At 30.7% G+C, this 12,719-nt stretch carries 12 protein-coding genes; 5 read left to right on the forward strand and 7 right to left on the reverse strand.

Annotated features, from left to right (window positions below; translation table 11 throughout):
• Nucleotides 1–2 precede the first annotated feature (2 nt).
• The 3 genes from HZC47_07380 to HZC47_07390 form a co-directional block, all read right to left on the reverse strand.
• Nucleotides 3–977, reverse strand: coding sequence for a GDP-mannose 4,6-dehydratase (locus HZC47_07380; GenBank protein ID MBI5680694.1), 975 nt, complete (start codon nt 975–977; stop codon nt 3–5).
• Between the two features lie 23 nt (nt 978–1,000).
• Nucleotides 1,001–1,777, reverse strand: coding sequence for a glucose-1-phosphate cytidylyltransferase (gene rfbF, locus HZC47_07385; GenBank protein ID MBI5680695.1), 777 nt, complete (start codon nt 1,775–1,777; stop codon nt 1,001–1,003).
• A gap of 122 nt (nt 1,778–1,899) precedes the next feature.
• Nucleotides 1,900–2,829, reverse strand: coding sequence for an SDR family oxidoreductase (locus HZC47_07390; protein ID MBI5680696.1), 930 nt, complete (start codon nt 2,827–2,829; stop codon nt 1,900–1,902).
• Nucleotides 2,830–3,130: 301 nt separating this feature from the next.
• On the opposite strand from HZC47_07390, the gene gmd reads away from it, so the two are divergent.
• Nucleotides 3,131–4,174, forward strand: a complete 1,044-nt coding sequence (gene gmd, locus HZC47_07395) for a GDP-mannose 4,6-dehydratase (protein MBI5680697.1) — start codon at nt 3,131–3,133, stop codon at nt 4,172–4,174.
• Between the two features lie 30 nt (nt 4,175–4,204).
• On the opposite strand, the gene HZC47_07400 is transcribed toward gmd, so the two are convergent.
• Nucleotides 4,205–5,185: a GDP-L-fucose synthase gene (locus HZC47_07400; protein ID MBI5680698.1), complete on the reverse strand. Its 981-nt coding sequence runs from the start codon at nt 5,183–5,185 to the stop codon at nt 4,205–4,207.
• Between the two features lie 485 nt (nt 5,186–5,670).
• Between HZC47_07400 and HZC47_07405 the strand changes: the two genes are divergently transcribed.
• From HZC47_07405 to HZC47_07420, 4 genes are read left to right on the forward strand one after another with little or no spacing between them, the layout of a single operon-like run.
• Nucleotides 5,671–6,354: a glycosyltransferase gene (locus HZC47_07405; GenBank protein ID MBI5680699.1), complete on the forward strand. Its 684-nt coding sequence runs from the start codon at nt 5,671–5,673 to the stop codon at nt 6,352–6,354.
• A gap of 23 nt (nt 6,355–6,377) precedes the next feature.
• Nucleotides 6,378–7,565 carry a glycosyltransferase gene (locus HZC47_07410; protein ID MBI5680700.1) on the forward strand — a complete coding sequence of 396 codons (1,188 nt, stop codon included), beginning with the start codon at nt 6,378–6,380 and terminating at the stop codon, nt 7,563–7,565.
• Nucleotides 7,562–8,560, forward strand: coding sequence for a DUF362 domain-containing protein (locus tag HZC47_07415; protein MBI5680701.1), 999 nt, complete (start codon nt 7,562–7,564; stop codon nt 8,558–8,560). Before HZC47_07410 ends, HZC47_07415 begins: the two co-directional genes overlap by 4 nt.
• A complete protein-coding gene (locus HZC47_07420; protein ID MBI5680702.1) occupies nt 8,557–9,705 on the forward strand; it encodes a glycosyltransferase family 4 protein in 1,149 nt (382 codons plus the stop codon). Before HZC47_07415 ends, HZC47_07420 begins: the two co-directional genes overlap by 4 nt.
• A gap of 124 nt (nt 9,706–9,829) precedes the next feature.
• On the opposite strand, the gene HZC47_07425 is transcribed toward HZC47_07420, so the two are convergent.
• The 3 genes from HZC47_07425 to HZC47_07435 form a co-directional block, all read right to left on the reverse strand.
• Nucleotides 9,830–10,717 (reverse strand): glycosyltransferase, encoded by an 888-nt coding sequence (locus tag HZC47_07425; protein ID MBI5680703.1) that lies wholly within the window; start codon nt 10,715–10,717, stop codon nt 9,830–9,832.
• Nucleotides 10,718–11,557: a glycosyltransferase gene (locus HZC47_07430; GenBank protein MBI5680704.1), complete on the reverse strand. Its 840-nt coding sequence runs from the start codon at nt 11,555–11,557 to the stop codon at nt 10,718–10,720.
• A 260-nt stretch (nt 11,558–11,817) separates the two neighbouring features.
• Entirely contained in the window at nt 11,818–12,495 is a 678-nt protein-coding gene (locus HZC47_07435; protein ID MBI5680705.1) for a class I SAM-dependent methyltransferase, read from the reverse strand.
• Nucleotides 12,496–12,719 lie beyond the last annotated feature (224 nt).

The following is a 12,719-nucleotide window of genomic DNA, read 5'->3' on the forward strand; positions in this document are numbered from 1 at the left end:
TTTTATTTATTGAAAAATTCTTTGTACCAATTAACTGTGTTTTTTAGGCCTTCATCCATGTTGTATAGTGGTTTCCAGTTTAACATTTCTTTAGCTTTCTTTGCAGAGAGATACTGACTCTCTATTTCGTTACTGGCTTCATTTAATATAATTGGTTCTAGATCACTATTCATCACGTTGAGAATTCTGTTTACAATCTCTAAAACATTCATAGGGTCTTCGTTACTAAAATTAAAAGCTTCACCGGACACATTTTTATTTTCCATATTCTCAGCTAACGATAAATAAGCTTCGGCACCATCCTCAATATAAAAATAATCCCTAACCATTTTACCATTGCTTCTAATTATGGGTCTTTCATTGTTTAAAATGGATTTAATTGTTCCAGGTACAATTCTATTGAAATTTAAGTCACCACCACCATAAAAATTACCGCAACGAGTCACACAGACAGGTAATGCATATGTTTCATAATATGATCTGCATATTAAGTCTGCACAGCTTTTTGAAACATCATAGGGGTGTCTACCTTCCAAAGGTGTGGATTCATCATAAGGAAGCACTTCCTGATCGCCATAAGCCTTATCGCTTGATGCAAATACTATTCTTTCGATTAAAGGGGATCTTCTACTGGCTTCTAAAACATTCCATGTTCCTTTAATATTGGCATCGAAAGTTGGAATTGGATTTCTGTTTGCAATTGTTACAATAGTCTGAGCAGCCAGATGAAAAACAGAATCAATTTCATATTCATTTAAAACTCGTTCTAAGAAGAAATAATCCTCAATATCTCCCCTTACAGTTGTTATTTCATTAACAAAACCAGACCAGTTTAAATTTGATTTAGGTACTAAATCTCTAATTAATCCTACTACATTGGCTTCTTTTTCCACTAATGATTTTGTAAGCCAAGATCCAAGTAAACCAGTACAGCCAGTTATAAGAACATTTTTATCTTTCCAGAATCCTTTAGACAATTATTTCTCCTCCTTGTAAGAAATTACCAAACTTTCCATGGAGGGTTAGCATTTTTCCATAGATTATTTAATAATTCAAGTTCTCTGTAAGTATCTACGCATTGCCAGAATTTTTTATTACTGTATATCATTAACTCTCCATCAGCTGCTAATTTTTCTAAAGGTTCTTTTTCTAGAATACAACTATCATCATCAGTTAAATATTCAAAAAATTCCGTATTTAGCACGAAGAATCCGCCACTTATTAAACCTTCTTTGGTCTGCGGCTTTTCAGTAAATTCTGTAACTTGATCACCTTCTATGGTTAATTCACCAAATCGGGATGGAGGATGTACTGCAGTCATTGTTCCTATTTTTCCATGGGATTTATGGAATTTAAGGAGCTCTTTAATATTAATATCTGCAACTCCATCTCCATAGGTCAGCATGAATGTATCTTCATCAATGTATTTTTCTATTTTTTTAACACGACCGCCGGTTTGTGTTTCTTCGCCAGTATCTGCGAGTGTTACAGTCCAATCAGCCTCTTCGTGGTTACTATGAACTTGAATGCTTTCAAAGTTACCTAACTGGATTGTAAAGTCGTTGTTCATCATTTCATAATTCAGGAAATATTCTTTAATCATGTTTCCTTTGTACCCAAGGCAAATAACGAAATCTTTGAATCCGTAAGCGGCGTATATTTTCATAATATGCCATAATACTGGTCTGTTTCCTATTTGTACCATCGGTTTAGGGCGAACTTCAGTTTCTTCCCGTAATCTTGTTCCTTTCCCACCACATAAAATAACTGCTTTCATCAACATCACCTGTATCCATATGATCTATTATTTAAGTAGTCTAATTTAGTATAAAATATTATAATTAACTTGATTTCAAATACTTGGATTTTTCAAAATACAATTTTTTAAGTTATTTAAATTTAAAAATTATTTTTGAACCATTCGACAGTATCCATCAAATCGTCCTTAAAATCGTAATCAGGATCAAATCCAAATGATTTTGCTTTAGATATATCAGCTATGGAATGTTTTATATCTCCAGGGCGTTTTTTTTCATATATTGGCATAATATCTGAACCTATCGTGTTGTTTATTATTTCAAAAAGTTGATTAATGGTCGTGCTTTTTCCAAGACCTATGTTAAATGCACCTGTTTCTTTAGATTCGGCTGCAAGGATGTTAGCATCGACAATTTTTTTTACGGAAATAAAATCTCTGGTCTGTTCTCCGTCACCGTATATAACTGGCCTTTTATTTTTAAGTATTTTATCAATGAATATAGGAATAACTGCTGCATATTGGGAGTTAGGGTCCTGACGCGGTCCGAAAACATTGAAATATCTAAGAGAAATAGTGGGTAAAGCATATATTTTAGAAAATACATTGCAATAAAGTTCTCCTGTAGCTTTGGTGACAGCATAAGGAGATAAAGGGTTGATCTGGTCATTTTCGTTAATAGGTAATGATTTCGTATCACCATAAACTGCAGAAGATGAAGCAAAAACCAATTTTTTAATTTCACAATTTTTTGCAGCTTCAAGCACTTTTAAAGTCCCTGTAATATTTACATTGTTAGAATTAAGAGGTTTTGCCACGCTTTGAAAGACGCCAGTTAATGCTGCCATATGAAAAACGTAATCACAATCTTCAAAAACCTCTTCAAGGTTAATTGAGTTTATACTTCCTAATGTAGTGTCGATTTTGGAAAAATCAAGGTGTTTTATGTTTTCTATTTTCCCGCTAGACTCATCATCAACAATAACAATGTCATTGTTATCATTTAATCTTTCTATGATGTGGGATCCAATAAAACCGAGCCCACCAGTTATTATGACCTTTTTATTTTTCATTTTATTTAATTCCCCAATTAAATTGAATACTTATGAGATATTTAATTAATTTTGTAATAATATAATCTTCTTGTTAAGTATAAAAACTCTTTGTATAACAGATTTATTTATTATTTAGAATTAGAAATATTTATAAATATTCAAGATTAACTGTCATTATTGTATAAACATGATATTTTAATGAAATTAATTTGTTAAATGTTTATTTATAACGGGTGGAAGCAGACTACTGGGAAGCAAGTTCATAGATATTACAGATGAGAAATATGAAAAAAATAAAGAGTTCAATGAAAGGGATAATATGAAAAGGGCTTTAATTACAGGTATAACAGGACAGGATGGTTCATACTTAGCTGAATTTTTGTTAAATAAAGGTTATGAAGTTCATGGGATTATAAGAAGGAGTTCTACTTTTAATACAAAAAGAATTGACCATATATATGTTGATCCTCATGAATCAGGAGCAAAATTATTCCTACATTATGGTGATCTCTCTGATTCTGAACAAGTGAACAATATCATATATAATTTGAAACCTGATGAAATATATCACTTAGGCGCTCAAAGTCACGTACGTGTTAGCTTTGATACTCCAGAATATACTGGGAATGTAACAGCTCTTGGAACAACCAGAATATTAGAAGCCATAAGGAGAAGTGAAAGCAGTATCAAATTTTATCAGGCATCAAGCAGCGAAATGTTTGGTTCATCATCTCCTCCTCAAAGTGAAGAATCTCCTTTCCAACCAAGAAGTCCTTATGCGTGTGCAAAGATATATGCTTACTGGATGGTCAATAATTATCGCGAAGGATATGATATGTTCGCTTCTAATGGTATATTATTTAATCATGAATCTCCCAGACGAGGTGAAACTTTCGTTACTAGAAAAATAACTCGTGCAATTGCATCTATCATCGCAGGAAAACAGGACAAATTATATCTTGGAAATCTGAAATCCAGAAGAGATTGGGGATATGCACCTGAATATGTAGAGGCCATGTGGAAAATATTGCAACAAAATGAACCTGATGACTATGTCATTGGGACTGGTGAAACCTATTCGGTTAATGAATTCGTACAAGAAGCGTTTAATTATGTGGATTTAGATTTTAGCAGATATGTCGAAATTGATCCTAAATATTTCAGACCTACGGAAGTTGAAGTTCTTATAGCAAATCCAAAAAAAGCAAATAAAAAAATAGGTTGGAAACCAAAAATCCAATTTAATGATTTAGTTAAAATCATGGTGGATGCAGATATGCGTGCTGAGGGTTTAGAACCGTTAGGTGAAGGAGATAATATATTAACAAAAAAATTCCCAAATAAATGGTGGGAAGTGGATTAAACATCTTATTTGTTTTATTTTTAGCGATTCTCAACAATGCCCTTGATTTTCAACTTTATTATGATTTTCTGATTTATCAAAATAGTTTTTATACCAGTCAATAGTTTTTTTGAGTCCCTCTTCAAATTTAACTTTTGCCTCAAATCCAAATTCATTTTTGGCGCGGCTCACATCTAAACTTCTTCTGGGCTGACCATCTGGTTTTGAAGTATCCCATATTATTTCATTATCAAAACCTGTAAGTTCAGCAATTAATTCAACTAAATCTTTGATTTTTATTTCAAATCCTGCTCCCAGATTAACTGGTTCGGGTTTGTTATATTTTTGAGTTGCAAGCATTATTCCATCTGCGGCATCTTCCACATACAAAAATTCCCTTGAAGCTTCTCCTGTTCCCCAAACTTCGATCTCTTTTTTATCATTTTTTACACCATCAATGAACTTCCTTATAAGAGCAGGGATGACATGAGAACTTTCCAAATCAAAATTGTCCATTGGACCATAAAGATTAACAGGGACTAAAAATATGGAGTTAAATCCATATTGTGCTCTATAAGCTTGTGATTGGACTAAAAGCATTTTTTTTGCCAAACCGTATGGTGCATTTGTTTCTTCAGGATATCCGTTCCATAGATCTTCTTCCTTAAAAGGTACAGGCGTGTATTTAGGATATGCGCAAACAGTTCCTATTGCAACAAATTTTTCAACATTTTCTTTTCTGGCTGCTTCCATTAATTGAATGCCCATGATAGCATTATCATAAAAGAGTGTAGCAGGATTTTCTCTGTTAAATCCTATACCTCCCACTTTCGCGGCTAGGTGGATTACCACATCAATATCTTTAACAGATTCTATACAATTTTTCATGTCTTTTAGGTCTATTTCTTTACTTCTAGGGATTTTTATATTATTTACATCTACTCCCTTTTCTTTTAATCGTTCTACAACAAAAGAACCCAAAAAACCTGCTCCGCCTGTTATTAAAAACTTTTTTTCATCCCAAAAGGACAATATAACACCCCATATGCCATTAAAATTATATATTTAGATATAAATGTTAATATACATGAATTTTTATATAAACTTTGCATATTACAGGACATGGCAAAAGTTATATATCATTATTAAACATTAAATTAAAGTAATTTTAAAAAAGTATAGCAATAGCTCGGATTAGATTTATATGTTAAGAAAAAGATTATCATATAAGGATAATAATAAAATTATCAGCAGTCACAGCCCTCAATAAAGAAAGAATAGTCAGGAAAACTATCAAATCAATTTTCATAAACAAGTTATGTAAAGATGATATGAAACTTATCTTTTGTGATTCAAAGACGCTATTAGCTTAAATGAAATGAAATATTTACTATCTATGTATTTAAATTGTAATTAAGACATCAAAAAAAAGAATGGAAAACAATTAGGTTCATTTAAATAAGATGAGCGGATACCCTCAGTTAATCTAACAAACAGAAATTTTCAAAGGTATTTTTATGAAAGAAGTGACTTTTTTATTACCTGCATACAACGAAGAAAAATCCATAGGGAATTTGATCTCAAAAATTAAACATTTATATCCTTATTCTAATGTTATTGTTGTCGATAATAATTCAATTGATGGAACTGCCAGGATAGCTGAAAAATGCGGTGCAAAAATCATTTTTGAGAAAAAACAGGGTAAAGCATATGCCATGAAAAAAGGCTTTCAACATTCTGATTCAAAATATGTGGTCATGATCGATGCAGATAATACATATGATCCTAAAGACGCAAGAAAACTGATAGAGCCATTAAAGAGAGGAGATGCCAATATTGTTTTAGGTTCTCGTTTTATGGGCAATATGGAGGATGGCGCAATTAGTAATCTGAATTTTATTGGTAATTGTATTTTAAGTATGGTGGCTAGCTTTTTATTTACTAAAGTTAGTGATGTATGCACAGGTTATTGGGCTTTTGATAAAAAAGCAATAGATTATTTGCTTGATAGGGGCATTAAATCATCTGGCTTTGAAATTGAGGCTGAAATGTTTGCAAAAATATCTAAAGGGAAATTTAAATTTTTAGAAATTCCCATCACTTACAGAAACAGAATAGACGAGCCTAAACTATCATCTTTAAAAGACGGCTTTAGAATATTCAAAACTCTTTGGATAGAAAAAATTACTAAATTGAACTAATTTATTTTTATTTAGGTGTTTATATGAGGATACTAGTTGTTCAAGAATCGGATTGGTTTGAAAGGGGTCCTTTGCAACAAAATCATTTGATGGAAAAATTATCACAAAAAGGTCATGAAATTAGAGTAATAGATCATGAAATATTATGGCCAGAGAAAGAAAAGCAAGAAATAATCTCAAAAAGAGAGGTTTTTGAAGATTCCAGTAGAATATACGAAGGATCCAGTGTTACGGTCATAAGACCCCCTATATTAAAAATATCTCATTTAGATTATATTTCACTTGTTTTTTCGAGGAAAAAGGAAATTGAAAGGCAGGTAAAAGAATTTAAACCGGATGTTATAGTGGGATTTTTCATGTTAAATGCTTATTTAGGGATGAAAGCTGCTAAAAAACATGATTTACCTTTTATCTATTACTGGATCGATATCTATCATTCTCAAATACCTTTCAAGTTATATAGGCCTACTGGAAAAATGATTGAAGGTAAGGTTTTAAGAAATTCAAATGCCGTGATAGCGATTAACGAAAGATTGCGAGAAAAAGTAATTGAACTGGGAAGTAACCCCAGTTCGACCTATGTAGAACGGGCAGGTTTGGATTTTAATAGGTTTAATTTTGAAATAAGTGGAAGTAATATCAGAAAAGAACATGGTATTGGCGAAAATGATGTTGTTATAGGTTTTGTTGGAGTTCTCTATGATTTTTCTGGTTTAAAAGAAATTGCTGAGGGATTCGGTAAAATAAAGGATAAATATCCTCATATTAAGCTCCTATTTGTAGGTTATGGGGACGCATCCATGGAATTGGAAAAAATTAAAAGAAAATATGGAATGGATAACAATTTGATTTTAACTGGTCGCCAGCCATACGATAAAATTCCAGAATTTATATCTGCTTTTGATATCTGTATTCTTCCAGCACACAAAATTGAGATAATGATGGATATAGTGCCAATCAAAATGTATGAGTATATGGCAATGGAAAAACCAGTTATAACCACAAAACTACCGGGAGTAATGAAAGAATTTGGAGATAACAACGGAGTTTTATATGTTAACGAACCTGAAGATGTCTTAAAGAAAGCAATTGAATTAATTGATTCAAACAGCATTTCATCCGAAGGAAAAAAAGCAAGAAGATTTGTTTCGGATAATGACTGGGACAAAATTGTAGATCATTTCGAAAATATTGTGGAGAATTTAAAATGAACGATTATTATGCATATATATCCAAAATCACTGATTTAAAGGAAGACATAGAAAAAAGTTTAAAATTCATAAAGTGGAAAAAGTATGTTAAAAAGGATTCTACAGTTTTTATAAAGCCAAATTTTACATTTCCCTATTACAAAGAAGGTATAACAACTTCTCCCATACTAATTGAATATTTTTTAGAAATTTTAAAGGATAGAGCTGAAAATGTTATTTTAGGAGAGTCAGATGGAGGTAATGATTCATTTAAAGCTGAAGATGCTTTTAAAGGCCATGATATGTACAGAATATGTAGAGATAACGGCGTAGAGCTACTTAATTTATCAAAAGAACCTTCAAAATTTGTAGAAGAGAACATTAATGGCAAAAAAGTGAAAGTAGAACTTCCAAAACTTCTTCTTGACGATGTAAATTGCTTTATTTCACTTCCAGTTTTAAAAGTGCATGTAATGACAAACGTTACATTGAGCATAAAAAACCTTTGGGGTTGTCATCCTAACTCTATGAGATGTCTACACCATAAAAATTTGAGTGAAAAACTAACTTTGATTACAAAGTGCTTAGATCCAAAAATAATATTAATGGATGGTATATATGCATTAGATGGTCATGGACCAATGTATGGTGAAGCAAAAAAGGTTGATTTAATTTTATCTTCAAATAACTCTGTTGCAATAGATTCTTTGGGTGCTAATGTAATGGGAATGCCAGTAAAAGATGTGGAACACATATTAACAGCTGAAAAAGAAGGTTTAGGCACAACTAATCTCGAGGACATTCAAATTAACACTAATTGGAACGAATTTCAGATGCAATTTGATCTAAACAAAACATTCATTGACATGCTAAATGTTCCTCTCTTTAAAAGCGAAACTTTAGCTAAGTTAGCTTATGATTCCAGTATCACACCATTGATCTATAAATTTGTTAGATTTTTAAGGAACTCTGAAGAGCAAAATGTTGCAGATGAGATGAAAAGGTATAACAAATGAAAATTTTGCAAGTTATCCAGTTTTTTACACCTGCCCGAGGCGGTTCTGTTTCAGTAGCATATAATTTATCTAAAGAATTAGCAATGAATGGTCATGAAGTCACTATTATAACCACTGATTTTGAATTTGATCATAATTATGCTGATTCCATACGTAATTCGGGCGTAAATGTAATCCCTTTTAAGTGTTTCATGAATCTCAGTCTTTTTCTATATTCTCCTACCATGAAAAAATGGCTTGAAAATAACATTGAAAGTTTTGATATAATACATATGCACAACTTTAGAACTTATCAAAATAATGTTGTTCATTATTATGCACGAAAGTTTAATATTCCTTATATAATGCAAGCACATGGATCTGTCATGGAATTTGTACGTAAAAAATCATTGAAAAAGATTTATGATGTTATTTGGGGATATAAATTACTTAAAGATGCAAAAAAAGTAGTCGCAGTGTCAAATATTGAAGTTGATCAATACAAGGAAATGGGTGTGTCCAATGATTTCATTGAAATCATTCCTAATCCAGTGGATATATCTAAATTCAAAAGATCTCCAAATGGAGCATTCAGGCGTGAAAATGGCATCGCTGACAATTTTAAGGTTATCCTATTTTTAGGTAGACTTAATAAAACAAAAGGAATAGATTTCCTGATAAAAGCTTTTAAAACATTGCTTAAAGACATGGAAAACGTTATTTTAGTTATAGCAGGTCCGGAAGAAAGTTATGGAAAAAAGCTTGAAGAAATGGTTAAAAAGCTTGATATAACTGATAATGTAATGTTTGTAGGACATGTAAAAAATGTTTCGGAAGCATATAGTGCAGCTGATGTTTTAGTTTATCCATCTATCTATGAAATTTTCGGCTTAGTTCCTTTCGAAGCTTTATTATGTGGTACTCCAGTTATAGTCACTGAAGAATGTGCCTGTGGAGAGATTATAAATGAGGCAGGTTGTGGACTTTTAGTTAAATATGGAGATGTTGAAGATTTAAAAGATAAAATTAAATACGTTCTTACAAGTAGTAATGAGACAAATGAAAGGGTGGAGAAAGGGAAAAAATATATTTTTAATAATTTAAATAAGGAAATAATTGTCAAAAATATGGAAAATTTATATAGGGCTGTTATTTCTTATAAATAAAATGAATAATCCTATTTGGTCAACGACTAGAAAAATAATGAATTTACTTGTATTTTATTAACAATACAAGTTTTTACTCTTTTTTGATATTAATTTCATTTGGAAACACTATTAAAATGAAAATTTAAGACATTATTTCTTTCCATCCGAAAAGCTGAGATTTAACGGCTTTTGATAAAGAGTTTAATTTAGCTGGAAAGGCGAATTTCTGATTTTTAAAATTTTTATGGATTTTAATTATGGTGATCATACCATAAATCATCAAAATAGCAGATATGATTTTATCAAAATATCTTGAAAAATAATAATATGAATTAAATTGTTGCCCATATTTTTTCTGAACATCTCTAAGCTCAGAATCTACATCTTCAGGCAAGCTTTTGGTTTTAGTATTCATATGAACTCTGTAACCGGATAAAATCTCATTTACATGCTTAAATTTAAATCCAGCTTTCACCAGTCTTAAGTAGTATTCATGATCCATAGGTAAGTTAATTGTCACGTCTAATTTATGTGACTTAACCACTTTTTTCCTAAAAAAGGAGGATGGCTGGAAAAAGAATTGGTATCTGCGCAGACGATTAAAACTGAACCATGGAACAGCATGGTAAACACTTAAAATCTGCCCATTTTCATCAATAAACACACCATCACCATAAATAATCCCCACATCGCCGTATTTTTCGAAATTTCCCACAACTTTACTAATCACAGTTTTATCAAAGTATACGTCATCAGAATTAAGCCAGCAAACTATTTCTCCTTGAGCCATTTCAAATCCCTTATTTAAGGCATCTGTTTGACCATCGTCAGGTTCAGAAACCCACTTTAAATTATATTGTTTTTCATATTTTTTCAAGATGTCTAAAGTGTTGTCTGTGGAAACACCATCCATAACAATGTGTTCAATGTTTGTATAATCCTGATTAATGATGCTTTTGATTGTATCTTCAATAAAATGACCCTGATTATATGATGGGGTTATGATAGTTACCAATGGGGATTTATTCAACTAATCACCTTCATTTAACATTTCTTCTTTTAATTTATCATATTTTTGCTCTATTGTTTCTAAATTAATATCATTTTCAAGTTCCCACAGTTTTGCTTGAGTATTAAATAAGAAAAAACAATACTGCAGGGTCATGATAAATCCAGCCCATCCTGATTTCCAGCCGCTATTTATAAAATAGTATCTAAAAAATGTTGCTATTGGAATTAGGAGTAGTCTAAAGGGTGAAAATTTAATATTATTTTCAAAATTATCTTTTGCTTCTATGTCAGAATATTTATTATGGTTAATTTCAAACTTGCTGATGTTATAAGTACTAAAATGATGTACAGAATATTTATTTTTCATTGGTAGATGAAATATTTCATCCTTTGAAACAACAATCTCACCAAAGCCATGAATTTTATTATTTTCGAAATTTATTGCTCCTTTTTTGAAGAATCTTGGTAGCTCAGCATTTTCTAAATATAATTTTTTTAATCCATAATGATAATTTCTTCGGGCAATGTAGACTACTTTGTATTTATCTTGAATTGATAACTCTACTAACTTTTTTAAAAGCGTTTTAGGTGCCAGCTCATCCACAAATGCAAAATAAACCCAATCTGTATGAACTTTATCAAAAACAAAGTCAGTAACCTCTTTATTTTCAACCCATCCTGGATTTTTATATTGATATATTAAATCTGTATATTTTTCAGCAATTTTTATAGTATTATCAGTACTGTAATTATCGATTATCATTAATTTACCATAATCCTTGAAACATCTTAAAACATATTCTATTCTTTCTTCTTCATTATAAGCAAAAATTACAAATGTAATGTTTTTATCTTTCAAATATTCCTTAGGCAATTTGTTTCCTCCGAATATTTATTTCCAAACTTATGGTGAGGTTTTTGTTTATAGACTTTTTAATAGTACGAGTTCTCTATGTATGTGTCTACATGTTGCCAAAAGCAGTCAGGTAGTAGAGCATTAGTTCTTTGGCTGATAATAATTTTTCTAAAGGTTATTTTCTATCATTAAAAATACTTTTTTTATACATTTTATCTCTATCTTCAATAACTCTTTAATATCTAATTATATTGTTACAATTGTTAGGTTTTTCTTTTCAAACAAAAAAGGCCTAAAGCATAATTATTTTCTGAAGGTTCGACTTCTTTGGCTTCGGTTTCTTCACATTTAACAAAAACGTTTTCAGAATTATTTTTATAGTACTCTTCATCGATGACTTCAAAATAATTATTAATCTCTTTGAAAAGTTTTCCTTCTTTATTATAAACTCTATGTAATGGATGTATGAGTTTTTCCTTTCCGTAAGGTATTGTAAGAATTAAAATTCCTTCATCAACTAAGATTTCCTTTGTTTTCAGAATGGCATTTATATCACCACTGATATAATTGGGAGAATTAAAACGCCCTTCCAAACCAATATGTTCGATAGTTGAACACATTACGCAAATGTCATAATTTGAGGGAAATTTAAACGAAATGAAATCACCAGATATATAATTGACATTTCCTTTATAAGGTAATTTTTGGTTTAAATCAATGCCATCTACTTTGAAATTCATTTCACTGATAATGCTTGTTAATGGGGATGCAAAACAACCAACATCAAGGACGCTTTGATATTCTTGATTTAATTTGGTTAAATGCCGGATTATATAAGCATATTCAATGCATCTATCACCTGTTAATGGGATTTCCATTGGATCAACTTGAAAATATTTTTTAAATTTGTATGCGAGTTTAATTAATACGTTTTTTAACATTTAATCACCATAAGTTAATCAGACTATAACTACTTATGTTTGCTTGGTTACTATTATTTATTTGTTTTGAATCCATCCACTTAAAATTGCCCTTATATTTGTCAATAGATAAATCCTAAACTGAATTACTTGTTCAAAAAATTGATTTTATCTTTTAAATATCATTTTTTATCAATTTCATTTAACATTTCTTTTAATATATTCAAATATTGTGGTTATGATGC

Origin of the sequence: Methanobacterium sp. (assembly GCA_016222945.1) — an archaeon.
Lineage (GTDB): Archaea > Methanobacteriota > Methanobacteria > Methanobacteriales > Methanobacteriaceae > Methanobacterium_D.